Below are 25437 nucleotides of genomic sequence, written 5' to 3'. Positions count from 1 at the left end.
GATTATTGTATCTTTTAAAAAAAGCCTCATTAAAAGTTAATAAGGCTTTCTATTTAATAAAAAATTATTCGCTTACGAGGTCACCACAAAATCGGTAGCCTTCACCATGAATAGTTGCAATGATTTCCGGCGTGTCGGCAATTGATTCAAAATGCTTACGGATACGACGAATAGTGACATCCACAGTACGATCATGTGGCTTAAGCTCACGACCGGTCATTTTTTTTAATAAATCGGCGCGAGTTTGAATTTTGCCAGGGTTTTCACAAAAGTGAAGTAAAGCGCGAAATTCTGAACGTGGCAGCTTGTAACTCTCGCCCATCGGGTTAACTAAAGAGCGGCTGTTGATATCAAGAGCCCAACCATTAAATTCATATTTTTCAACAATACGCTTTTCGTCGTGAGCATCGTTTTTATGCATTGAACGGTGTAATAAGTTACGGGCACGAATGGTTAACTCTCGAGGATTAAATGGTTTGGTGATATAGTCATCTGCACCGATTTCTAGCCCCAAGATTTTATCAACCTCATTATCTCGGCCAGTTAAGAACATTAGCGCAACATTCGCTTGTTCACGCAGTTCTCTTGCAAGTAATAGACCGTTTTTACCTGGCAGATTGATATCCATAATGACCAAGTTGATTTGATTCTCAGAAAGAATCTGGTGCATGTTATCACCATTGATGGCCTCAAAAACAGTATATCCTTCTGCTTCAAAAATAGTCTTCAGCGTATTGCGTGTGACTTGTTCATCTTCAACGATAAGAATTTGTGGGGTATGCATAGGAGTACCTAAATCGTGACTAAAATAATGCTTATGTGAGTAATTCTAGATAAAAATAACATTTAGTTAGGGAATTCAAGAGAAAGACACTTTTTGATGAATCGTAATTTCTGATTTATCCATCTTCTACTGTAAGTATTACTGCTATAATCCAACAAAATATGGGATATCGTCAGTAACTTTCTCTAATTTACTCAATGTAGATGAGTTTACAGTCTTAACAGCTTGCTAACAATAAGAGGATGTTGACTAATATTCACTTTGTTGATTTGAATCAATCGAATAAAAGAATACTCTATATTCACATATACAATAACCACATAATTTAAATGAAATTTATTGCATATTAACGGTTTATGTTTGTATGCGTTATTTTTACTAAAATATAACAAAAGCCAGGGAGGCAATATGAATGATTTATTACCTGAGTTATGCGATCAATTTGAAGATAACCTTATATTACTTAATTTACCTCTTAGTAATTACGGTCAGAAAGTTTCTTTTTATGGTGAAGTCGTCACTTTGCGCTGTTACCACGATAATAGCTTAGTGCGTGAAGCGTTAAGCCAAGATGGTACAGGTAAAGTGTTAGTGATAGATGGAAATGGTTCTCTAGAAAAGTCGCTACTTGGTGATCAACTAGCGTTGTTCGCAGAACAGAATCATTGGCAAGGTGTTATTATAAATGGTGCGATCAGAGATGCATATGCTCTTTCTAACATACCCATTGGTGTGAAAGCGTTAACCACCAACCCATTTAAAACAGAGAAAAGAGGAGGCGGTGAAATGCAAGTCAGTCTAAACTTTGGTGGTGTCAGTATACACCCCGGTGATTTTATTTATTCGGATTGGAATGGTGTGGTCATCAGTACCGAAGCATTGGATTTATCGGTATTAGTATGATTTTCACTTTTAGTTAAATCTATTCTCTCTTGTGATTTTAAAGTCTTACTTTTGTTACTTTATGCTGTTTTTTTTATGTTAGGCGTTTCTTTATTTCTATATAGATAAAGTTATCGGAGTTATTGATGCGTGATGAAATGATAGCTAGAGAATAATTTTTGTCTATTCTATCGAGTTCTTAGACCTAAATAGGAATAAATTCAACTTTTCATTGACTCTGCCTCGTTTAATCGGTAAATCTAGAAGCTGTTCAAGTGAATGAAGAAAGCTAATTATTATGTTTTTTACCAGCGCGACGATTATGACCTCAATTATTACCGACACGATTAATGTTGGGGCAGGCTGGTAAGCGAAAGTTTTCAAAAAAAGGCCTGTATCCCACCAGATACAGGCCTTTTTTTATGCAAAATTAAAAAATAAGAGTGGAGGAATGGATGCGAGTATTAAAATTTGGAGGGTCATCACTGGCCGACGCTGATCGTTTTTTAAGAGCAGCAGATATTATTATTAATAATGCTCAGCAAGAAGAAGTTGCCGTTGTGTTATCTGCTCCTGGGAAAACGACGAATAAACTTGTTGCGGTCATTGAAAACACCTTAAAAAATGGTGAAGCTGAATTAAATGTTAATGAGTTAGAAGCCTCGTTTTATGCTTTGTTTTCTGAGATTAAAGATCAGGTTTCTAACCTAGAAAATACTGACTTTGATAATCAAGTGAAAACATCAATGTTACAATTGCGCCAATATGTGCACGGTATAGCACTATTAGGCATGTGTCCTGACCACGTTAACGCCCGGATCATTAGTAAGGGTGAAAGAATCTCAATTCAACTAATGAAAGCGGTTATTGAAGCAAAGGGTAAGCAAGCCAGTCTTATTGATCCCGTCGCTTATCTTTTAGCAAAAGGCAGTCACCTTGAAGCCATGGTTGATGTCGATGCTTCAACGTTGAATTTCCGTCAATCACCATTGCCTATTGGCCATATTAATATTATGCCTGGTTTTACTGCGGGTAATGAGCAAGGTGAATTAGTTACCCTTGGCCGTAATGGTTCCGATTATTCTGCGGCCGTCCTTGCTGCTTGCCTACGTGCGGATTGTTGTGAGATTTGGACGGATGTTGATGGCGTTTATAATTGCGATCCTCGATTAGTTGAAGATGCCCGCCTATTGAAATCCCTTAGTTACCAAGAAGCGATGGAGTTATCTTATTTTGGTGCTTCGGTTCTTCACCCTAAAACCATTGCTCCTATCGCACAGTTTCAAATTCCATGTTTAATAAAAAATAGCTTTAGCCCTCAAGGTGCGGGAACACTGATAGGTCAAGATACGGGTGAAGATAATCTTGCTATTAAGGGGATTACGACACTTAGCCACTTAACTATGGTTAACGTATCTGGCCCTGGTATGAAAGGCATGGTTGGTATGGCGAGCCGAGTCTTTGGCGCAATGTCAATTTCTGGTGTATCTATTGTTTTAATTACTCAATCCTCCTCTGAATACAGCATCAGTTTTTGTATTGAAGCGGCGGATAAAATGAAAGCAGAACAAGCGCTTCAAGCAGCATTTGAACTGGAATTAAAAGACAGTCTTCTTGATCCGATTGAATTTACGGATGATGTTGCAATTGTCACTTTAGTTGGTGACAAAATGCGCACCGCACGTGGTGTTGCATCTCAATTCTTTTCTTCATTAGCCGAAGTGAATGTAAATGTGGTCGCGATTGCTCAAGGCTCTTCTGAGCGTGCTATTTCAGCTGTGATCCCAGAGGACCGAATTGCGGTTGCGGTTAAAGCCTGTCATGAAAACTTGTTTAATTCTAAGCACTTCTTGGATGTTTTTGTTGTTGGTATTGGTGGTGTCGGTGGCGAGTTAGTGGATCAATTCCAGCGTCAGCAAGCTAAGTTAGCGGAAAAAGGAATTGTCATTCGAGTTTGTGGTTTAGCGAACTCAAAAGGATTATTGCTTGATAGTGATGGGTTACCTCTTGATAACTGGCGCGATCGCATGAACCATGCTACAGAAGAATTTAGTTTATCTCGTATGATAGCTTTGGTACAACGTAATCACATTATTAATCCTGTGCTGGTCGATTGTACGTCAAGTGAAACGATAGCTAATCAATATATTGATTTCTTAGCGGCGGGTTTTCATGTTGTCACTCCAAATAAGAAAGCCAATACTGCCAGCATGAGCTTTTACCACCAGTTGCGTGAAACGGCGCGTAATAGTCGTCGAAAGCTCATGTATGAAACCACCGTGGGCGCCGGTCTGCCTGTGATTGAGAACTTACAGAATTTAATTTCTGCAGGTGATGAGTTAGAAAAATTTAATGGTATTCTTTCTGGTTCACTATCTTATATTTTCGGTAAGCTAGATGAAGGCATGACGTTAAGTCAGGCCACGAATATTGCAAAAGACAACGGTTTTACCGAACCAGATCCTCGTGATGATCTTTCCGGTATGGATGTAGCGCGTAAGTTACTTATTCTTGCTCGTGAGGCCGGAATGGAGCTAGAGCTGGATGATGTCATTGTTGAGCAAGCACTTCCTCCTGGTTTTGATGACTCAGGTAGTGTGGATGAATTCATGGCTCGTTTACCGCAAGCGGATGGCTATTTTGCTGAGCTGTCAGCGAAAGCGGCGGCTGAAGGCCGGGTATTACGTTATGTTGGTAGTATTGATGATGGTCAGTGTCGAGTGAAAATGATTTCGGTGGATGACAATGATCCAATGTACAAAATCAAAGATGGTGAAAATGCATTAGCGTTTTATAGCCGCTATTACCAGCCAATCCCATTAGTCTTACGTGGTTATGGCGCTGGTACGCAAGTGACCGCAGCGGGAGTATTCTCCGATGTCATGCGTACTCTTGGCTGGAAATTAGGAGTGTAACATGACATTAAAGAATAAAAGTGTGGTGGTGTATGCGCCAGCATCGATTGGTAATGTTAGCGTTGGTTTTGATGTATTAGGCGCAGCCGTTTCTCCTATTGATGGGACATTGCTTGGCGATCGCGTATTGGTCTCCCCAAGTAACACTCCGTTTGAATTAAAAACGGCAGGCAGTTTTGTGGATAAACTGCCGACAGATCCAACTGAAAACATTGTTTACGATTGCTGGCGTGTGTTTGCTCGTGAGCTTGATAAAAAAGGCATCAACCTTTTGCCGTTAGAAATGACATTAGAAAAAAATATGCCAATTGGTTCAGGGTTAGGATCGAGTGCTTGTTCGATTGTGGCGGCATTGGATGCGCTTAACCGCTTTCATGGTGAACCTTTATCGGAAATGGAACAGCTGGCCTTAATGGGAGAAATGGAAGGGCAGATTTCAGGTGGGGTGCATTACGATAATGTTGCGCCATGTTATTTGGGTGGTTTGCAATTAATGCTAGAAGAATTAGGCATTATTAGCCAAGAAGTACCTTGCTTTGATGATTGGTATTGGGTTATGGCGTACCCGGGGATTAAAGTCTCTACGGCCGAGGCTCGTTCTATCCTGCCCTCTCAATATCGTAGGCAAGATATTATTGCTCATGGTCGTCACTTGGGCGGGTTCGTTCATGCGTGTCATTCTGGGCAACCAGAACTGGCCGCAAAATTGATTAAAGACGTGATCGCGGAACCTTACCGTGAGAAGCTATTAGCTGGTTTTGCCGATGCGCGTAAATATGCGATGTCAGCGGGTGCTCTGGCTTGTGGTATTTCAGGCTCAGGGCCGACCATCTTTACTATTTGTTCGAAAAAAGATGTCGCGGAACGTGTCGCACATTGGTTAGAAGATAATTACCTACAAAACGAAGAAGGTTTCGTGCATATTTGTCGCTTAGACAAGGATGGTTCGAGAGTAACAGGAAGTGAATTATGAAGCTGTACAATATCAAAGAAAACGATGAACAAGTCTCTTTTGGTCAAGCGGTCCGTCAAGGGCTAGGTCGTAATCAAGGATTGTTCTTCCCGTCCGACATTCCTCAATTTGATAATATCGATGCATTACTGTCTGAGGGTTTTATTGCTCGTAGTAGCAAAATTCTTTCGGCCTTAATTGGTGACGAACTTTCTGAGCAGCAAGTTCATCAGCTTGTGGATTCAGCGTTTCAATTCCCAGCACCGATTAAATCAGTAAAAAATGGCGTGTATGCTCTGGAATTATTCCATGGCCCGACTTTAGCGTTTAAAGACTTCGGCGGCCGTTTTATGGCGCAATCTTTGGCGGCGGTCACTGCGGATAAAGGGCAAAAAATTACAATTTTAACAGCCACTTCAGGGGATACTGGCGCGGCGGTTGCTCATGCATTTTATGGCATGGAAAATATCAATGTAGTGATTTTATACCCGAAAGGCAAAATCAGTCCACTTCAAGAAAAACTGTTTTGTACATTAGGCGGTAATATTCACACTGTCGCGATTGATGGTGATTTTGATGCTTGTCAGTCGTTAGTCAAAAAAGCATTTGATGATCAAGCCTTACGTGAAGAGATCGGCTTGAACTCGGCGAATTCAATCAACATCAGCCGTTTAATGGCGCAAATTTGTTATTACTTCGAAGCGGCTTCGCAAATGAGTAAAACAGAACGCGAAAACTTAGTTATTTCAGTCCCTAGTGGTAATTTTGGCAACTTAACGGCAGGTTTACTTGCTAAAGCACTAGGTTTGCCTATTAAGCGCTTCATTGCAGCCACTAATGCTAATGATACTGTGCCGCGTTACCTTGAAACGGGTAAATGGGATCCTAAGCCGACCGTAGCAACGACATCAAACGCGATGGATGTTAGCCAGCCAAATAACTGGCCACGTATTGAAGAGCTTTGTCGTATTAAAGGTTGGGGATTAGATACGCTTGGTAAAGGTATGGTGACTGATGAGCAAAGTGCAGCCTCTGTTGTTGAATTAAACCAAATGGGGTACTTATGTGAACCTCATGGTGCGATTGCCTATCGTGTATTGAATGAACAACTACAAGAGGGTGAAACGGGATTGTTCTTATGTACCGCTCACCCCGCGAAATTTAAAGAAGTCGTGGATGATATTTTAGGCTTGGATATTGATGTGCCAGCACCTTTAGCGAAGCATGGTGCGATGGAATTGCTTTCAGAAGATCTTGCAGCTGATTTTGATTTATTGAAAGCGGTGTTGAGAAAAGTACAGAAGTAAATAAGAAAGGCTAGTTTATTCGCCTCTTGTTTCTGGGAAAAAATAAAGTGACTGTTTTGTAATTAGTTCAGAAAATAAAAAGGTGCTCATAAGAGCACCTTTTTGGATCTTTCTAGAAGCTAAGAACTTGTTTCCTGTTTCCTTAGAATTACATCGTTTCTGTAAACGTACGAGCGATAACATCGCGTTGTTGTTCTGTTGTTAACGAATTGAAACGTACAGCGTAACCGGATACACGAATCGTTAATTGTGGGTAGTTTTCTGGATGTGCGACGGCATCTTCAAGAGTTTCTCGTGAAAGTACGTTAACGTTTAAATGTTGGCCACCTTCAACGCGAGGCGCAGTTTCAATTACGACTTCACGGAATTCGATTTCACCTAGTGTATCGACTGCAACGACTTGATCTGCTTCAAAACCTGATTGAGCAGCAACACAGCGAGCTTCATTTTTTTCGCTGTCTAAAAGCCAGATTGAATTTAATAATTCGTCGTTTGCTGCTTTCGTAATTTGGATACCTTGGATCATATTGATCTCCTTTACCACTAAAGTGGAGTTAATAGGTTGTATGTTTGATGATTTGTTGGATGCATTATATACATAATAACCATGTTTTTAATATTGATTTGAGTCAAAAAATTACTAACTTAAGTTTTCATTCTTGGTGGATTATTCACTGTAAATCAACAAGTTATTAATAAATATGATTTTATTGTACCTTTACTACTATTTGATGCTAGAAATGCTCTGAGGTACCATCGCTTATTCTTAGTAAGATATCTCGATAATAAGAATCATAAATTGATATAGATAAGGTAGATATGAGCAAGTTGAGTTGGTCTAATATTATTGAACAGCAAAAAAAACAAAATTATTTCAAAGAATTGCTGTTGTTTGTTGAGGCTGAAAGAGCACAAGGAAAAACGATTTATCCTTTGCAAGAGAATGTTTTTTCAGCTTTTGAATATACGTCGTTTCCGGAGGTTAAGGTCGTGATCTTAGGTCAAGATCCTTATCATGGCCCCAATCAAGCTCATGGATTGGCTTTTTCTGTTTTGCCTAATGTTAAGATACCGCCTTCATTAATGAATATGTATAAAGAACTTGCTCATGATATTGATGGATTTGAGATCCCTCAACATGGTTATCTTGCTTCTTGGGCTCAGCAAGGAGTATTGCTACTAAATACTGTTTTAACAGTTGAACAAGGAAAAGCACATTCACATGCTAAAGCTGGTTGGGAGAGGTTTACCGATCATATAATTAGTACCATCAACGAGCAACATGATGGGGTTATTTTCTTGTTGTGGGGGGCTCATGCTCAAAAGAAGGGACAATCAATTAATAAAGATAAACATCATGTGTTGACGGCACCTCATCCTTCACCGTTATCGGCACATAGAGGTTTTTTTGGGTGTCGGCATTTTTCTCAAGTGAATCAAATTCTAAGATCTGAGAATAAATCGATAATTCAATGGCAGTCGAGCTCAAAAGATGAAACCTTATCACTACGACGTTAATTGACGTTTTATTGACCAAGGACAATGGCAGTTTCTCCTAATATTCCTATATTGTAAGCATGAGATGAAATAGTGTCTGGACACTTAAGGGAGGGATTATGCTTGGAGAAATGATTAGTCGAGAACATAGTTATATGGTGAGGTTATTAGTTGTTCTTGATGAGAAACTTAAGAACCTTCAGCAAGATAAAGAAATTAATTATCATATTGTCCATGATGTGATTACCTATTTACAGAGCCATTCTGAGCATACCCATCATCCTAAAGAAGATATTATCTACCATTATTATATGCAGCATTATGGTAATGTATCGACTATCGCTAACTTAGCCAAAGAACATAAAATATTGGCTAAGGTTACTCAAGATTTTGCAGAATTAATCGATATGGTGTTACAAGATGCGATAGTGCCTAAAGATGTGTTTATTCGGCAGCTTGATCACTTTATCCATGAACAAAAACGACATTTAGATTTTGAAGAACGCGAAATTCTGCCTAAATTGAAACGTGAGTTTAGCTTGCAAGATTGGAAAGAAGTTGAAGCTCTATGGGGAGAGGAAGTGAATGATCCGCTCTTTGGGCAGGATATCGAAAAAGAATATTATCGATTATCTGAATATATCAATAAGAGTTAAAATGTGTCAGAACAGGCGCTATCAGCGCCTGTTTTTAGAGGTCGCTTAACGGCCTAATTGAATTCAATATCGTCGAGTTTGTATTCTCGTGAGTAATCCAATTCCATCAATTCTTTTTGTAATTGACGTTTATCTTGAATCGCTTCAATCTCTCTCCATTTTCGTTTGGTTGCTTTAACCTTATTTGAACGGTAAAGACTAGGTTCCATTGCCATGATGTCGTCTAATTGAAAGCTTTCCATATTTGATCCCTCTCTTTTTAGATGCTGAATTCCATGTTCAGAATGAATAGATATCACACAATCCTAAAGTTTAACCTTGATGTATTTCTCATTTATTTCTAAACCATGAAGTTTTTATGTCGTTCTGCTATTGAGTTCATATTTTAAAACTAATGTCTAAAAAATAGACATGTAAAAAAATATTACGGATAAAAATGGAATCAATTAGAGCCGAGGTTGTGTTTTTTATGTTTCAGTTGTTATTTACTTGTTATCGTTTGTCGTTTTTCAATTGATTTCACAAAACCGATACAAAATTAAAGGAAATGAATAGAGGTTAGCCCTTTCTCTATCAAGGTTTCGTTCTTATTGTGATTTACTCATCTTCTATGAAAAAATGCATATCGAATTATGGTTTTTTATGAGTAAAAGATTCTTTTTGATGCATGAAACTTGGTTAAATATACTAATTATGCTGTATGAAATGGTTCAATAATGCATAGTTATGAAAATAATTTCATATTGATTTTTGGTGCTTAGATCTGCATTATCTTTCCAGTCAGAATATCTGATGGGTATCAAAGCGTGTTCTTTGGTGCGTCTTTATCTTTCAAAAAACACTAAAATAAACGAATTTGAATTGAATGATAAAGGCAATGAGGGAGCTCATCTGTTATATGGATGAGAGGTTAATATTGTCATAATTCTAGGTGAGGTTTGTGTGACAGATCTAATTGCATTATTAAATGATCTTCTGTGGGGATCTATTTTAGTTTACTTGTTGGTTGGTGTAGGTATTTACTTCACCTTGCGTCTTGGTTTTATTCAGTTGCGCCATTTTGGACATATGTTTTCGGTTTTAAAAAATAGCCGACAATCAGATGAAGCGGGGATTTCTTCTTTCCAAGCATTTTGTACTAGCTTAGCGGCGCGTGTTGGAACCGGTAATATGGCGGGTGTAGCTGTAGCATTAACCGTTGGTGGCCCTGGTGCTATTTTCTGGATGTGGGTTATCGCTATGGTTGGCATGGCGACTGCTTTTGCTGAAAGTACCCTTGCACAGCTATATAAAACGCGCGGTGAAGATGGTAATTATCGTGGTGGCCCTGCTTATTACATGGAGAAAGGACTGGGCATGCGCTGGATGGGCGTGTTGTTTTCGGTACTTCTTATTATTGCATTTGGTTTAGTATTTAACGCGGTTCAATCTAATTCGATTGCTGATGCGATGCATACTGCATTTAATTGGAACAAAGCCATGGTTGGTGGTGTGCTAGTCGTACTTTCTGGGTTTGTTATTTTTGGTGGTATTCGTAAGATTGCTCGTACCGCTGAAATTCTAGTACCAATAATGGCCGTTTTCTATTTGATTCTTGCTGTCTTCGTGATCATTATGAATTTGGATAAAGTACCTGGTGCGATTGAGCTTATTTTCAAAAGTGCATTTGGTCTGCAAGAAGCCGCTGCTGGTGGTGTGGGTTATGCTGTCATGAACGCGATCAAAGTGGGTGTGGCTCGTGGTTTGTTCTCGAACGAAGCAGGTATGGGTTCTGCGCCTAACGCAGCAGCCGCGGCAACGCCGTATCCTCCACATCCAGCTTCGCAAGGTTATGTGCAAATGCTTGGTGTCTTTGTTGATACGATCGTTATTTGTACGGCAACGGTTTCAATTATTTTACTTTCAGGTGAATACGTTCCTCATAGTGAAGTAACGGGTATTATCTTGACGCAAAATGCATTGAGCGCACAAGTCGGCGAATGGGGTAAAATCTTTGTTGCGATTGCGATTTTCTTTTTTGCATTCACATCAATCATTGCAAACTACTCTTATGCTGAAAGTAACATTATGTTTATTTTCAAGAAGTCACGTTATGCGAAACAAATTTTCCGTTTTGTCGTTTTAGGGATGGTTATGTTTGGTTCGTTGGCGACATTACCGACGGTTTGGTCGTTAGCGGATGCTTCAATGGGGTTGATGGCGATTGTTAACTTAATTGCCATCTTACTACTTTCTGGCATCGTGATTAAGCTAGCGAAAGATTACAATAGGCAATTAGATGAAGGTAAAGTCCCAACATTTGATGCGAATGATTTCCCTGAGTTGACTTCTCAAATTGAGAATGGCGTTTGGAATAAAAAATAAATAGTATCGATTGTGAAAAGCAATTGAATTGATTGGAAAAGCCATACAGCGATGTGTGGCTTTTTTGTTATACTGGCTTTGTCATTATACAAACAAGAAATGGATTGAATATGCTGATATTGGTTTCTCCTGCTAAAACGTTAGATTATGAATCACCGTTGCCGACGAAAAAGCATACTATGCCGGTATTGACTGAACACTCTGCTCAATTGATTGAGGTTTGCCGTGAGCTGGGTCCGGAAGATATCTCTAGCTTAATGAAGGTGAGTGACAAGATAGCAGGCTTGAATGTCGCTCGCTTTGCTCAATGGAACCCAACGTTTGATTTTAATAATTCCCGCCAAGCTATTTTTGCGTTCAAAGGTGATGTCTATACCGGGTTAGATGCACAAAGCTTGTCTGAAAATGATATCGATTATGCTCAGTCTCATTTACGTATGTTGTCTGGTTTATATGGATTATTGAAACCACTTGATTTGATGCAGCCATACAGACTTGAAATGGGGACTAAACTTGCCAATGAGCGTGGTAATAATCTGTATCAATTCTGGGGTGATATTATTACGGATGAAGTCAATAAAGCCTTACACGAGCAAGGGGACAATCTTTTAGTCAACTTAGCCTCTAATGAATACTTCAAGGCAGTGAAGCCACAAAAAATTGATGGAACGACCATTACACCAGCATTTAAAGACTGCAAAAATGGCACTTATAAAGTGATCAGTTTTTATGCCAAAAAAGCACGTGGAATGATGGCACGTTACATTATCGAAAATAAAGTGAAAACATTAGATGAATTAAAGCGCTTTGATGTTGCGGGTTACTCTTTTGTGCCAGCGGAATCGAATAATAATGAGCTTGTTTTTAAACGTGAAGAACAGAACTAACAATCCGCTACGCTTTTTCTTAAACGGCTTTTGCCAGAACGTTTTGCATTCTGCACCTTGAAATCACTTGCGTATAACATAATAAAGGGAGCACATTGTGCTCCCTTTTTGATCCTGCATAATGAACCATGTTCGATATTATTTTTTCTTTTTCTTCTTTTTTAGCGCCGCTTGTTTTTTAGAAATAGTTGCCGCCGCCGCTTTAACTTTCTTTTTATTCTTTTTCTTAATTACTGGCTTTTTAGTATTAGGACGAAGGCCTTGAACATAGCGTTCTTTGATTTCATCTTTGGTGTAACGCATTACACGCTCAATCATTGATTGGTCATGAGCTTCGACTAAAGAGACAGCATTTCCTTTTTTACCTGCGCGAGCAGTACGACCAATACGGTGTAAATAGACGTCGGCAGTACGTGGCATATCGTAGTTAATGACATGGCTCACATCGGGTAGATCAATACCACGAGCTGCAACGTCGGTCGCGATAAGCACATTTACGTCACCATCGCGGAAACGAGTGATGGCATTATTACGACGATCCTGTGGCATTTCACCTTGGATCCACGCACACACTACTTGAGCACTTTCCAAGTGGCCACGCAGTTCGGCTAAACGCTCACGAGTTTTTACAAAGATAATGGTACGTTCAGCTTGGATTAAAATTGCTTTAAGTAATTCCAGTTTGTGCGCAGCGGTATCGGCGCGGTGATACCACTGAGTGATCTTTTTACGTTCACGGCGAGAAGGATCGGCTTCTAACTTAACTGGATTCTTAAGAAGATCTTCTGTGAAACCTTCTACGCCACGGCCTTCTAATGTTGCTGAGAATAAAAGGGTTTGTTTACGCCAGCGACATTCAGCTGATAAGCGATCAACCACAGGACCAAAGCCCATGTCTAACATGCGATCAGCTTCATCAAGAATAAGCCATTCAATCGCGCGACAATCAAAGCGTTCTGCCTCAATGTATTCCATTAAACGACCAGGAGTTGCTACCACGATATCTTGCGTTGTCGCCAATATATCAGCGTGATCTTGATACATTACACCACCAGTGATAGTGAAAATGTTCAAATTAGTATTTTTGGCTAAGGCACGAGTTTGATCGGCTACTTGCATTGCTAGCTCACGAGTAGGCGTGAGAATCAATACACGAGCAGGACCTGCTTTCTTGCGCGGAAAATCTTGTAAATACTGCAGAGCAGGTAAGGCAAAGGCTGCGGTCTTACCGGTGCCGGTTGGTGCGGAAGCAAGTACATCCTTGCCATCAAGAGCTTGTGGAATTGCATCTGCTTGAATTTGAGTAGGGCGCTCAAAGCCCATTTCTTCAATCGCTTCGATAAGGTTTTGGTCTAGATCGAGTTCTGCAAAAGTTCTGATCACGTAATTTCTCCAGCAAGCCTTCCGGCGTTGTTAAACATGGTTCTAATAAAGATAGTGTGAACACATGCCACACGCAGAAAAAGGTTCGTTAAAACGGTCGCGCATTATACTTCAAGATCACACTTTCAGCGAGAGATCTCTGAGTTTTTCCTTAGCATGCTGAAAGGTCAATGCTAAGGGATCTTTCTATATTACATTTTTAGATAGAAATCTTGGGTTAATTCAATGAAAGCTTGGCTATAGTGACCATCTTGATGGATGGTTAATTGGGTATGTTCGGTATTAACTGGGTATCGAGTTAATGCGATTAGCATACGATAACTTTGTTTATTAACCGTGGTGTTTATTTCGCAAAGACGACTGACAAACCAACCTAGTGATTTAGCTCGTTCAATGAAGGTTCTTCCTTCCTCTTTTGGGAGTATAAAGCTCGCTTCACCCTGTGCAGATAATAAAGACTGGCAAGCTGTTAATAGTTGATTGTGGCCTAACGTTAACGTGTGACGAGCATTTGCTCTTGCTTGCCATTGGCTTACTTCACCTGAATTAAAATAGGGAGGATTACAGATAATGTGATCATACTGTTTGTCGTTTTTTTGCTGAGTGACATCATTTTTTTCGACAGTAATACGATCAGCCCATGGGCTATTTTTGACGTTTATTTTAGCCGAATTAATAGCATCAGAATCAATATCAATAGCTTGAATTATACTAGTTTGGTTTCGTTGCGCAGACATTAATGCGAGTAAACCTGTGCCTGTACCAATATCCAATATTGTATTAGCAGACAGTAGATTCGCCCATGCTCCCAGCAAAATAGCATCAGTACTGACCGCCATGCCCGAATGCCCGCCAATGATTGAAAACTGCTTTAAATGGAAATCTTTTATTTTATTCATTTAATCATTCAATACCTTGCGTGGTTTTTAATGCCAATAAATATAATATATATAGTTTTTTATGTCGATTTTTTGGTTTTTGTTTGTAATTTGTTAAGTTTTTAAGGCTGTTTATTTTTATTTTTATAGTCTAATAAACTGCATTTGTGTTGCGGTGTTGTTATTTTATGATGTTTTTGTTGGTCAACTTGCCACTTTGTCTGAATTTCGTCATTATCTCATTAAATGGGACTATCGTTAGTTGTTTTCACTTTCGTTATTCTGGAATTTATCTACCTATTATTTTATTAAGGTTTTATTTTGAACCAAAAGTTAAAAATAACCGATGTTTGGGCTTTAGGCTTTATGTTGTTTGCGTTCTTTTTGGGCGCGGGGAATATTATTTTTCCACCTTTAGCGGGTCAATTGGCTGGTGAAGCTGTTTTTTCAACTATGTTGGGCTTTCTTAGTACGGCGGTAGGTTTACCTTTACTTGGTATTATCGCGATTGCTCTTGTGGGAGGTGGTTGGGATAAACTCACGCAAGATTTACCAAAGACAGCCGCAACTGTTGTTGCTGTGTTGTTTTTCATTATTATCGGCCCGGCTTTTGCGGCACCTCGTACCGGTCTTGTAGCTTATGAAATGGGATTAAAGCCATTTATTTCTGAACCGTCACAATTTCATTTGACCGTTTTTTCTATCATTTTCTTTGCTGTTGCTATGCTCTTTGCTTGGTCTCAAGGTAAGCTTCTTGACGTGATAGGTAAGATATTAACGCCAGTGCTTTTCCTTGGTTTGTTGATTTTATCTGTCATGGTTTTTATTAACCCCCAAGGTGAGATCATTGCCGCTCAAGCTAATTATGCATCTCAACCTTTTAGTACTGGTTTTCTTGATGGTTATAACACCATGGATACTTTTGCTTCATTGATGTTTGGGACCTTGATTATAGAAGCCTTGCGTAGCAAGAGTATCACCGATAAACGTTCGGTCACTCGCTATGTCATTTATGCTGCTTTTATCGCTGCAGGGGGCTTAGCACTTGTGTATATTTCATTATTCTATCTTGGAGCAACCAGTAATGGTATTGCTGCCGGTTTAGATAATGGTGGCGCGATTTTAAGTGTTTATGTTCAAGCGTTATTTGGAACGGAAGGACAATTTGTTTTAACGACGATTGTGTTGTTGGCGTGTTTAACCACTTCAATTGGTCTGATTTCTGCTTGTGCAGACTATTTTAGTTCATTGACTCCGATAAGCTATAAAGCGTGGGTAATCGTGGTTGGCGCGGTATGTGCGTTGGTGGCGAATGTTGGTTTGGCTCAACTTATTGCATTGTCTGTACCAGTGCTCTTTGCGCTGTACCCAGTTGCGATTGCGATTGTGTTATTAACATTAGTTCGTTCACGTTTACCAAACCGTCCTTTGGCATATCGTGTGGTTGTGTGCTTGTCATTAGTATTTGCGTTAATTGACGCTGCGAAAGCGATGAATATTGATGTATCGGCTTTTCACTTCTTACCATTATTTGATTATGGTATGGCGTGGATGCTACCGACATTAGCGGCTATCGCAGCCATGATATTTGTGCCTAAGCCTCAACAGCAAGAGAATGAGAACAGTGAGTTAAGCGAAGATATGGCGTAAATATACGATTGATTTGACGCCACATGGTTGGTTAAAAAGGCTGAGTGATTTTAGTATTATCACTCAGTCTTTTTTGTTGTTTGAAAGGGGGGGGGGTTATAGGCTGTTGTGATATTCCACGAGAATTTGTTCACACCAAGTTTCAATGCGCTCATCACTTAATTCATATTGTGAATCTTCATCTAATGCTAGGCCAACAAAATGGCTTTGATCGCTAATTAATGCTTTGGATTTATCAAATTGATAACCTTGATTAGGCCAATACCCTAGAAATTGAACACCGGTTGGGAGTAGCTCATCATGCAGCATCCCCATCGCATCGAGAAACCATTCGCCATAGCCTTCTTGATCGCCTAGCCCGAATAATGCGACGTACTTGCCGCTTAGAGATAGCCCATCGAGTTGCTGCCATACCGCACTCCAATCTTCTTGAATTTCACCAAAATCCCAGGTTGAAATACCTAAGATCAGAAAATCATAATCTTGTAATGTTGTCACTGGGGTATCTTTGATGTTGTAAATATCAACCAGTTCTTCCCCCATAATGGCACGAATCTTCTCTGATGCCATTTCGGTATAGCAAGTACTTGAACCGTAGAATAAACCAATCTTCATAAGTTAACTTTGATCATTTTATTAAGTTTGTGGGTAATTCTAACGAGAAAATGCTGTGCTTTATATGTTTTGATTGAAAATAGTGGTAAATGATAAAAGGCTACCGTACCCTCAATTCGGCTTAAATTAGAATGAAAGGAAAGTATGTGAATGCAAAAGAATCTGAATTAGCTCTAGTGGAGCGTTTTTTAGATGCCATTTGGATGGAGCGAGGCTTGTCTGAAAATACGTTGCAATCTTATCGCCATGATTTAGACAAATTGGTGTCGTGGATTCACGATAATAAACTTGAACTGATTTCCATATTGACCTCGGATCTACAAGCTTACCAAGCATGGCTTTATGATAAGGGGTTTAAGCAAACTTCTCGCGCGAGAATGTTATCGGCCATTCGTCGTTTTTTTCAGTACCTCAATCGTGAAAAAATTCGTAATGACGATCCTAGTGCATTATTGATTGCGCCTAAATTGCCGAAGCGATTGCCTAAAGATCTTTCTGAAGAGCAAATTGAAGCGTTATTGGATGCTCCTATTGTGGAAGATCCACTCGAACTACGTGATAAGGCCATGCTTGAACTTTTGTACGCAACGGGCTTGCGTGTGACAGAGTTAGTCAGTTTAACTATGGAGAATATGAGCTTGCGTCAGGGAGTGGTTCGGGTAACCGGTAAAGGCGGTAAAGAGCGCCTAGTACCAATGGGAGAAAACGCCATTGAATGGATTGAAACCTTTATAGAACAAGGCCGCCCAGCCTTATTAGGGGAAAAAAGTTCGGATGTGGTCTTCCCCAGTAAACGCGCGCAACAGATGACTCGTCAAACCTTTTGGCATCGGATTAAGTTTTATGCGGTGCATGCTGGAATCGATAGTCATGCTTTATCGCCACATGTTCTTCGCCATGCTTTTGCCACGCATTTATTGAATCATGGCGCGGATCTCAGAGTAGTACAAATGCTACTTGGACATAGTGACTTATCGACCACACAAATTTATACTCATGTGGCGACTGAACGATTAAAACAAATTCATCAGCAACATCATCCTCGAGCTTAACTGCAATTTTCTTAATTTTTATAGCCATTTAAGGTGAGTACATGCGTTTATTATTTTTAACTAATAATGCTTTTCGAGGCGGTCTTTTTGCCTTGATATTCGCGGTTGTTAGCTTTTCATCACACGCGGCCGAGTCTTCAAGCCAACAAGACATTACTTCTCGGTTTGCTAAATTAGGGTTACAAGTGACCAATGTAGCGGATTCACCAGTGAAAGGGTTAGTGGAAGTAACGACGAATCAAGGTGTGTTCTTTGCTACACCAACAGGCGATTTCTTCTTACAGGGCAAGATGTATAGCCTAGATTCATCGGGAAACTTTACCGATTTAATGGCTCAGAAATACGCCAAGAAAATTGAAAAATTTGCGGATGACATGATTGTTTATAAAGCTGAAGATCAAAAATATGTGGTCACGGTTTTCACGGATATCACTTGTGGCTACTGCGTAAAATTGCATAAAGAAATGCAAAAGTATAATGATGCAGGCATTACGGTTCGTTATATGGCTTATCCACGTCAAGGGCCGACAGGCAATGTTGCGAACACGATGGCGAAGGTGTGGTGTGCGGATCATCGTAAAGCCGCATTAGATGAAGTGAAATTGAATCGTCGTTTTGACTTTGACTCAAAGAATCTGCCTAAATGCCAAAAAATGATTGAAGATCAATATGCTTTTGGTGCTCAACTTGGTATTAGTGGAACACCAGCTATTTTATTGTCTAATGGTCAGTTAGTGGGTGGTTACTTACCGGATAGTGATTTGTTGAAAACACTTCAATCTGCGGGCCTATAATGAATTCAGTGATTAATGCCCCAATAGAAATGACGTTTTTTTCTCGCTTTGAAGCCGATATTCTGGCGGGAAAAAAGAAGATTACGATTCGAGATAAGTCTGAAAGCTATTATATACCAGGTTCCATAGTCACCGTCTCCACATTGGAAGAAGGGCGAGTGTTTTGCCAGTTAAAGATTATCTCGATCGACCCATTGGCTTTTTCAGCGCTCACGGAGTTTCATGCAGAACAAGAAAATATGACGTTGCCGCAATTAAAATCGGTTATTCGAGATATTTACCCTAATATCGAAGAACTTTACGTTATACATTACCAATTGTTATCGAATTAGTGGTTCGTTAATCTCCATAATTTTAATAAAACCCCTTAAAAAGAGTGTTATGACTACGATTACCCGCCGCCCTGATGTTGACCTTTCGCGCTTACCAGAGTCGATTCCTGCTTTGTTACGTCGAATCTATTTGAATCGTAATATTGATGATGTTTGCCAGCTTGAAAAAGGGGCGAAGGGATTACATTCTTATCAATCCTTGCATGGAATCCGGTTAGCGGTTGAGCTGCTGTTTATGGCGATTAAAGAGCAAAAACGGATTATTGTGGTTGGGGATTTTGATGCTGATGGTGCAACTAGCTCAGCATTATCGGTATTGGCAATTCGTATGCTGGGTAGCTCAAATGTTGATTATTTAGTACCGAATCGTTTTGAAGACGGTTATGGCTTAAGCCCTGACGTTGTAGATCAAGCGATTGAACTTGGTGCTCAAGTGATCATGACAGTGGATAACGGCGTTTCATCGATTGAAGGGGTTCGTTATGCTAAAGAGCAAGGTTTAACCGTTATAGTCACGGATCATCATTTACCTGGCAGTGAATTGCCGATTGCTGATGCGATGGTTAACCCGAACTTGCAAGAGTGCGCTTTTCCTTCTAAAGCGCTGGCTGGAGTGGGCGTTGCCTTTTATTTGATGTTGGCACTTCGCGCTCAAATGAGAGCCGAAAATTGGTTTGCAACTCAAGATATTCCTGAGCCTAATTTAGGCGTACTGCTTGATTTGGTGGCGCTTGGTACTGTGGCGGATGTTGTCCCTCTGGATGAAAATAATCGCATTTTAGTACATCAAGGCTTACAGCGTATTCGTGCCGGCAAAGCAAGGCCGGGTATTCAAGCGTTAATTGAAGTTGCCAAACGGGATGCAAAACGTTTAGTCGCTGCTGATTTTGGTTTCGCATTAGGGCCAAGAATTAATGCCGCAGGACGATTAGAGGATATGTCCTTTGGTGTTGAATTACTTTTATGTAATAACATTCATGCTGCCCGCCGGATGGCAAGTGAATTGGATGGCTTAAACCAAATGCGTCGCGAAATTGAGCAGGGTATGAAACAAGAAGCGATGGCATTTTGTGAGCGATTACTCAATAGTAAAGAGGCTAACGCTAGTGGCCTTGTTGGTAAAAATAATGCGATGCCTTATGGGTTAACGCTATTTCAAGCGGATTGGCATCAAGGGGTTATCGGCATTTTAGCATCGCGCATTAAAGATGAATTTCATCGTCCCGTTATTGCTTTTGCTGACGGTGGGCAACTTGATTCAGGTGAAAGCATCTTAAAAGGTTCATGTCGCTCAATTCCAAGCTTACATATGCGTGATGTTTTGGATCGTATTGATACACAACATCCCGGTATTATTTTAAAATTTGGAGGGCATGCTATGGCGGCAGGCTTAACCATTTACCAAAATAAATTCGAGCAATTTAGTCAATTATTTGATGTGGCTGTAAGACAAGAGCTGGATGAATCTGCTTTAGAAGGGGTTATTTTGTCCGATGGTGAATTAAAACCTGAAGAGTTTTCTATGCATACAGCGGAAGAAATCCGTGCTGGTGGTCCATGGGGGCAAGCATTCCCTGAACCTTTATTTGATGGTGAGTTTAAGCTGTTGCATCAAAAACTGGTGGGTGAAAAGCATTTGAAAATGATGTTAGAGCCACTGTTTAAAGGTCATCCAACAGGCATTATGATTGATGCAATTGCTTTTAATGTTGATTTACGCCGTTGGCCGGATGCTTCGGTGAAAATCGTTCACTTAGCTTATAAACTCGATATTAATGAGTTTCGTGGCAATCAATCATTGCAATTGATGGTTGATCATCTAGAAGCTAAATGAAACGAGTAAAATCCCTGTATATTCATCACCAATTTAGGTAGAATTCTGCGCCTATATTCGTATAAGAATTGACCCAATATCTCAAATAAGTGATAAGCCAACATGTTTGAAATCAATCCGATTAAAAACCGCCTTCAGGACGTTGCCGAGCGCACGAATGTTCTGAGGGGGTATCTTTGACTACGATGCTAAGAAAGAGCGTCTAGAAGAAGTAAATGCCGAACTTGAACAACCTGATGTCTGGAATGAACCTGAGCGCGCTCAAGCGTTAGGTAAAGAACGTTCAGCATTAGAAGCCGTCGTTGAAACCATAGATCAACTGGATCAAGGTTGTGATGATGTTGAAGGACTATTAGAACTTGCGGTTGAAGAGCAAGATCAAGAAACCTTTGACGAGATCGAACCTGAACTTGCTGATCTTGAAGCGAAATTAGAAAAGCTTGAGTTTCGCCGTATGTTTGCCGGTGATCACGATGCTTCTGATTGCTATATCGATTTACAATCAGGATCTGGTGGTACCGAAGCGCAAGATTGGACTTCGATGATGCTACGTATGTATTTACGTTGGGCAGAAGCCAAAGGGTTCAAGACGGAAGTGATTGAAGTATCAGAAGGGGATGTGGCTGGCCTTAAAGGCGCGACCGTTCGTATTTCTGGTGAATATGCTTATGGCTGGCTACGAACTGAAACTGGCGTGCATCGCTTAGTTCGTAAATCACCATTTGATTCAGGTGGTCGCCGTCATACCTCATTTGCGTCGGCATTTATCTACCCTGAGATTGATGACAACATCGAAATTGATATTAACCCATCGGATTTACGTATTGATGTATATCGTGCATCTGGTGCCGGTGGTCAGCACGTAAACACCACGGAATCAGCGGTTCGTATTACGCACGTACCAACTAATATTGTGGTGCAGTGTCAAAACGATCGTTCTCAGCATAAAAACAAAGATCAAGCGATGAAGCAGCTTCGTGCAAAATTGTTTGAGTTTGAATTGCAAAAGCAAAATGCTGAAAAACAAGCCAATGAAGATTCCAAATCGGATATCGGTTGGGGCAGTCAAATTCGCTCTTACGTATTAGATGATTCGCGTATTAAAGATCTACGTACTGGTGTCGAAAACCGCAATACTCAAGCAGTATTAGATGGCGATCTCGATAAGTTTATTGAAGCAAGCTTGAAGTCAGGGCTCTAAGTTCGGCAACAAGCTAAGCACACAGAATTCCTCTTCTTTAAGAAGATAACTCATTTTTTATAAGGGCACATGATGACTGAATCAAACAGCCAAAACCAAATTGATGCAGCAGAAGAAAATAAACTGATCGCTGAGCGTCGTTCTAAACTGGATCATATCCGTCAAAGCTGTAAAGCAAACGGCCACCCAAATGACTTTCGTCGTGAGCATTTAGCGGCGGATCTTCAAGCTGAATTTGGTGAAAAATCAAAAGAAGAATTAGAAGCGCTGAATCATGTTGTTGCGATTGCAGGTCGTGTGATGGCAAAACGTGGTCCATTTCTAGTGATTCAAGAAACGTCTGGCCGTATTCAAGCGTACGCAGCAAAAGATGTACAAAAAGAATTAAAAGAAAAATACCAAGGTCTAGATATCGGTGACATCATCGGTGTGAAAGGGGCATTGCATAAGTCAGGTAAAGGCGATCTTTACGTGAATATGGAAAGCTATGAATTACTAACGAAAGCCCTTCGTCCTTTACCTGAAAAATTCCACGGCTTAACTGACCAAGAAATGCGTTATCGTCAGCGTTATGTTGATTTGATAGTAAACGAAGATTCACGTAATGCGTTTATTATTCGTTCTAAATTAGTCATGGCAATCCGTAATTTTATGTCTAAAAAAGCGTTTTTAGAAGTGGAAACGCCAATGATGCATGTGATCCCTGGTGGTGCAACGGCACGTCCATTTATCACTCACCATAATGCGTTAGACATTGATATGTATCTGCGTGTTGCACCAGAACTTTATTTGAAGCGTTTGGTTGTCGGAGGCTTTGATCGTGTATTTGAAGTGAACCGTAATTTCCGTAATGAAGGTTTGTCTCCACGCCATAATCCAGAATTCACGATGATGGAATTCTACATGGCGTACGCTGATTATAACGATCTTATGGATCTGACTGAAGAAATGCTAAGTACGGTAGCACTTGAGGTTTTAGGCGCTACGTCTATGCCTTATGGTGAAGAAACGGTGGAATTTGGTGGTCAATATGCCCGTATGAGCATGATTGATGCGATTAAACATTACAATCCAGATCATTCTGATATCGCAAATCTTAATGAAGAAACGGTAAAAGATCGTGATTTCATGGTTAAGATTGCCAAGTCAGTACATGTTCAAGTTGAAAGCTTTTGGACTTGTGGGCAATTACTTGAAGAAATATTTGGTGAAACCGCTGAACCTCAGTTGATTCAACCAACTTTCATCACAGGTTACCCTGCCGATATTTCACCGTTGGCTCGTCGTAGTGATTCAAATCCTTTCTTTACTGATCGCTTTGAATTTTTCATCGGTGGACGTGAAGTGGCAAATGGTTTCTCTGAGCTTAATGATGCAGAAGATCAAGATGCACGCTTTAAAGCACAAGTCGATGCCAAAGATGCGGGTGATGATGAAGCGATGTTCTATGATGCTGATTATATTAATGCGTTAGAGCATGGTTTACCACCAACGGCGGGTCAAGGTATTGGTATTGATCGCTTAGCGATGTTATTTACTAATACACATACTATACGTGACGTGATTTTATTTCCTGCGATGCGCCCACAGCAATAATATTGTTGTATATGAATATGCTAAGGTGAATAAAACGAAATAATTTAATAGCATTAGCATGAACGAATTAAACCCACCGACTAAGGTGGGTTTTTTGTTTTATCGTGACTCGATTTAAGATAAAACATGAATCATGCATTATTAAGTGACGTAGTTATAGACTTATTTTAGAAAAAATTTAAATTTGTTATTTGCCTCTATTTAATACCAATGATGTCTTACTATTGAGACATTCATGCAGCATAATATCGATATAGTGAAGTTTTTAGCCATTATTTATAATTAAATGGCCATAATTGGTCTGAACGGAAAATAAAAAGGATATTTTATGGATACTCAATTTAAAATGGATTCCGTTCCCGGTTCATTATTAGTGATTGGTGGTCGTCATGATTCTTGGCTTGATAATATTTCACTTGCCGGTTGGAAGTGCTATCGCTGCGATGATTTACGCCTTGGACAGCAACAGATTGATAAAATTGGCCCGTGTATTGGCTTGGTTGATTTAAGTTGTGATGATTTCAGTTTAAGTGCCATCGCTTATTTAGTGAGTAATAATAAACAAGTACGTTGGATGGCTTATATTAAAGATCAACAGCTTAACCACGATCCTATTTGCCAGTTTATTGTTAACTTCTGTATTGATTTTTTTACTGCGCCGATGCCGGATAAGTTGTTATTAAGCAGTATTGGTCATCAACTTGGAATGTTGAAATTAGAAAAAAAAGTGTGGCCAGATAATCCTATCGAGACACAAATATCTCTTATTGGTGAGTCTTTGGTCATCAAACGCTTAAGAGAACAAATTAAACGTATCGCTAATACGGATGCCACTATTATTATTTCAGGCGAGCAAGGTGTTGGCAAAAGCCTAGTGGCTAAGTCTATCCATCAGTACTCACCTAGGTCGAAAGCCCCAATGGTGGTTATTAATTGCAGTGCATTATCGGAAAAGCGTTTTGAGCGTGAAATATTTGGTATTGATGTGGAAAACCCCCATCCAGATTGTAAAACGAAAATAGAAGAAGCGGATGGGGGAACACTTATTATTAAAGACATTACAGCACTACCACAATCTCAGCAGAAAAATTTACTGCAATTTTTATCAAGCCAAACCATTGAAACAAGCAGTGGAATAAAGTCAATTGATGTGAGGATTTTGGTGACAACCTATAAAAATTTAGAACAAAGTGTTCGAGATAACGAATTTAATGCTGAGCTATTTTATCTCCTTAATATATTAAAAATTCATGTATCACCTTTAAAGGAACGTAGCCTCGATATCGGTTTAATTGCTCATTATTATGTTCAGCAATTTAGCAGAGAATATAATACTCAAGCTAGAAATATTTCAGCAACCGCAATTAAAGTATTGGGGCAATACCAATGGCCGGGTAATATCCGCGAATTGATTAATCAGGTAAAACGAGCTGTCTTGATGTCAGAAGGGGGAACGGTTGAGCTGCATCATTTTGATTTACCCAAACAAGCAAGTAAGGCAAGGAGTTTAAGAACAATTAGAGAGGACTCTGAGCGTGATGCTTTATTCTATGTATTAGAATCATATGATGGGCAAGTTGCTATGGCTGCAAAGGAACTTGGAATTTCTAGAGCAACCATGTATCGATTATTAGGTAAGCATAATTTGATATCCGAGGGTCGGAACTGCCCTTGACCATGTGGAGTAGTATTTTCTTATCGATCCAATTAACTTATCCCAATCATTGATTGAGAAAGATTGATAACGAAAGGATATTCTATATTTTAATTCAATTGATTCGATATTCCATATATTAGCTTCATATTGAATGTTTAAATAAGGTTAATAGATTGTTTTCATTTAGATCCAAAATAAATA

Annotated in this window: 22 protein-coding genes and 1 other annotated feature; of the genes, 16 read left to right on the top strand and 6 right to left on the bottom strand. The window is 39.7% G+C overall.

Translation table 11 applies throughout. The annotated features are described in order from the left end of the window. Nucleotides 1-64 precede the first annotated feature (64 nt). On the bottom strand, nt 65-784 hold the full coding sequence (gene arcA, locus VCASEI_RS10800) for a two-component system response regulator ArcA (RefSeq protein ID WP_086961819.1): 720 nt from the start codon (nt 782-784) through the stop codon (nt 65-67). Between the two features lie 408 nt (nt 785-1192). Between arcA and VCASEI_RS10795 the strand changes: the two genes are divergently transcribed. From VCASEI_RS10795 to thrC, 4 genes are all read left to right on the top strand, one after another. Further along, complete coding sequence (locus tag VCASEI_RS10795) at nt 1193-1687, top strand: putative 4-hydroxy-4-methyl-2-oxoglutarate aldolase (protein ID WP_086961817.1); 495 nt, start codon at nt 1193-1195, stop codon at nt 1685-1687. Between the two features lie 278 nt (nt 1688-1965). Beyond that, nucleotides 1966-2089, top strand: a sequence feature (Thr leader region). A gap of 32 nt (nt 2090-2121) precedes the next feature. Continuing rightward, entirely contained in the window at nt 2122-4581 is a 2460-nt protein-coding gene (thrA, locus tag VCASEI_RS10790) for a bifunctional aspartate kinase/homoserine dehydrogenase I (protein ID WP_086961815.1), read from the top strand. A 1-nt stretch (nt 4582) separates the two neighbouring features. Next, nucleotides 4583-5554, top strand: coding sequence for a homoserine kinase (gene thrB / locus VCASEI_RS10785; RefSeq protein ID WP_086961813.1), 972 nt, complete (start codon nt 4583-4585; stop codon nt 5552-5554). Continuing rightward, nucleotides 5551-6840 carry a threonine synthase gene (thrC, locus tag VCASEI_RS10780; RefSeq protein WP_086961811.1) on the top strand — a complete coding sequence of 430 codons (1290 nt, stop codon included), beginning with the start codon at nt 5551-5553 and terminating at the stop codon, nt 6838-6840. The genes thrB and thrC overlap by 4 nt, the downstream gene beginning before the upstream one ends. Before the next feature lie 148 nt (nt 6841-6988). Here thrC and grcA read toward each other — a convergent pair whose 3' ends face one another. Next, entirely contained in the window at nt 6989-7366 is a 378-nt protein-coding gene (gene grcA, locus VCASEI_RS10775; RefSeq protein WP_086961809.1) for an autonomous glycyl radical cofactor GrcA, read from the bottom strand. 293 nt (nt 7367-7659) lie between these two features. On the opposite strand from grcA, the gene ung reads away from it, so the two are divergent. Further along, nucleotides 7660-8358, top strand: coding sequence for a uracil-DNA glycosylase (ung, locus tag VCASEI_RS10770; protein ID WP_086961807.1), 699 nt, complete (start codon nt 7660-7662; stop codon nt 8356-8358). 98 nt (nt 8359-8456) lie between these two features. Then, a complete protein-coding gene (locus VCASEI_RS10765) occupies nt 8457-8993 on the top strand; it encodes a hemerythrin domain-containing protein (protein WP_086961805.1) in 537 nt (178 codons plus the stop codon). Between the two features lie 53 nt (nt 8994-9046). On the opposite strand, the gene VCASEI_RS10760 is transcribed toward VCASEI_RS10765, so the two are convergent. Beyond that, nucleotides 9047-9235, bottom strand: coding sequence for a DUF3545 family protein (locus tag VCASEI_RS10760; RefSeq protein ID WP_086961803.1), 189 nt, complete (start codon nt 9233-9235; stop codon nt 9047-9049). Nucleotides 9236-9935: 700 nt separating this feature from the next. Between VCASEI_RS10760 and VCASEI_RS10755 the strand changes: the two genes are divergently transcribed. Both VCASEI_RS10755 and yaaA read left to right on the top strand, forming a co-directional pair. Then, nucleotides 9936-11357 (top strand): alanine/glycine:cation symporter family protein, encoded by a 1422-nt coding sequence (locus tag VCASEI_RS10755; RefSeq protein ID WP_086961801.1) that lies wholly within the window; start codon nt 9936-9938, stop codon nt 11355-11357. Nucleotides 11358-11467: 110 nt separating this feature from the next. Beyond that, complete coding sequence (gene yaaA / locus VCASEI_RS10750; protein ID WP_086961799.1) at nt 11468-12244, top strand: peroxide stress protein YaaA; 777 nt, start codon at nt 11468-11470, stop codon at nt 12242-12244. A gap of 138 nt (nt 12245-12382) precedes the next feature. Here yaaA and srmB read toward each other — a convergent pair whose 3' ends face one another. Together srmB and VCASEI_RS10740 are read right to left on the bottom strand one after the other, a co-directional pair. Beyond that, nucleotides 12383-13627, bottom strand: a complete 1245-nt coding sequence (srmB, locus tag VCASEI_RS10745; protein WP_086961797.1) for an ATP-dependent RNA helicase SrmB — start codon at nt 13625-13627, stop codon at nt 12383-12385. 191 nt (nt 13628-13818) lie between these two features. Next, a complete protein-coding gene (locus VCASEI_RS10740; protein ID WP_086961795.1) occupies nt 13819-14526 on the bottom strand; it encodes a tRNA1(Val) (adenine(37)-N6)-methyltransferase in 708 nt (235 codons plus the stop codon). Between the two features lie 300 nt (nt 14527-14826). Between VCASEI_RS10740 and brnQ the strand changes: the two genes are divergently transcribed. Then, on the top strand, nt 14827-16155 hold the full coding sequence (gene brnQ, locus VCASEI_RS10735; RefSeq protein ID WP_086961793.1) for a branched-chain amino acid transport system II carrier protein: 1329 nt from the start codon (nt 14827-14829) through the stop codon (nt 16153-16155). Between the two features lie 96 nt (nt 16156-16251). On the opposite strand, the gene fldB is transcribed toward brnQ, so the two are convergent. After that, nucleotides 16252-16770: a flavodoxin FldB gene (gene fldB / locus VCASEI_RS10730; protein ID WP_086961791.1), complete on the bottom strand. Its 519-nt coding sequence runs from the start codon at nt 16768-16770 to the stop codon at nt 16252-16254. A 146-nt stretch (nt 16771-16916) separates the two neighbouring features. Between fldB and xerD the strand changes: the two genes are divergently transcribed. The 7 genes from xerD (at nt 16917) to VCASEI_RS10695 (ending at nt 25254) form a co-directional block, all read left to right on the top strand. After that, on the top strand, nt 16917-17822 hold the full coding sequence (gene xerD, locus VCASEI_RS10725) for a site-specific tyrosine recombinase XerD (RefSeq protein ID WP_258954856.1): 906 nt from the start codon (nt 16917-16919) through the stop codon (nt 17820-17822). 41 nt (nt 17823-17863) lie between these two features. Next, nucleotides 17864-18616: a bifunctional protein-disulfide isomerase/oxidoreductase DsbC gene (gene dsbC, locus VCASEI_RS10720; RefSeq protein ID WP_089110785.1), complete on the top strand. Its 753-nt coding sequence runs from the start codon at nt 17864-17866 to the stop codon at nt 18614-18616. A gap of 11 nt (nt 18617-18627) precedes the next feature. Beyond that, complete coding sequence (gene yqfB / locus VCASEI_RS10715) at nt 18628-18948, top strand: N(4)-acetylcytidine aminohydrolase (protein WP_086962121.1); 321 nt, start codon at nt 18628-18630, stop codon at nt 18946-18948. A 49-nt stretch (nt 18949-18997) separates the two neighbouring features. Then, a complete protein-coding gene (recJ, locus tag VCASEI_RS10710; protein ID WP_086961785.1) occupies nt 18998-20782 on the top strand; it encodes a single-stranded-DNA-specific exonuclease RecJ in 1785 nt (594 codons plus the stop codon). Between the two features lie 102 nt (nt 20783-20884). Further along, nucleotides 20885-21983, top strand: a protein-coding gene (gene prfB / locus VCASEI_RS10705; RefSeq protein ID WP_107928100.1) for a peptide chain release factor 2 whose coding sequence is annotated in 2 segments (ribosomal slippage) — nt 20885-20959 and nt 20961-21983 — 1098 coding nt in all. Because the reading frame shifts where the segments join, the coding sequence is not laid out codon by codon here. 72 nt (nt 21984-22055) lie between these two features. Further along, entirely contained in the window at nt 22056-23579 is a 1524-nt protein-coding gene (gene lysS, locus VCASEI_RS10700; RefSeq protein ID WP_086961783.1) for a lysine--tRNA ligase, read from the top strand. Nucleotides 23580-23907: 328 nt separating this feature from the next. Then, nucleotides 23908-25254, top strand: a complete 1347-nt coding sequence (locus VCASEI_RS10695; protein WP_089110786.1) for a sigma-54 dependent transcriptional regulator — start codon at nt 23908-23910, stop codon at nt 25252-25254. Nucleotides 25255-25437: the final 183 nt, after the last annotated feature.

It is taken from the genome of Vibrio casei (assembly GCF_002218025.2).
Taxonomy (GTDB): Bacteria; Pseudomonadota; Gammaproteobacteria; order Enterobacterales; family Vibrionaceae; genus Vibrio; species Vibrio casei.
Note: the sequence above shows the minus strand (reverse complement) of the source record. Positions and strands in the feature narration are given on the sequence as shown.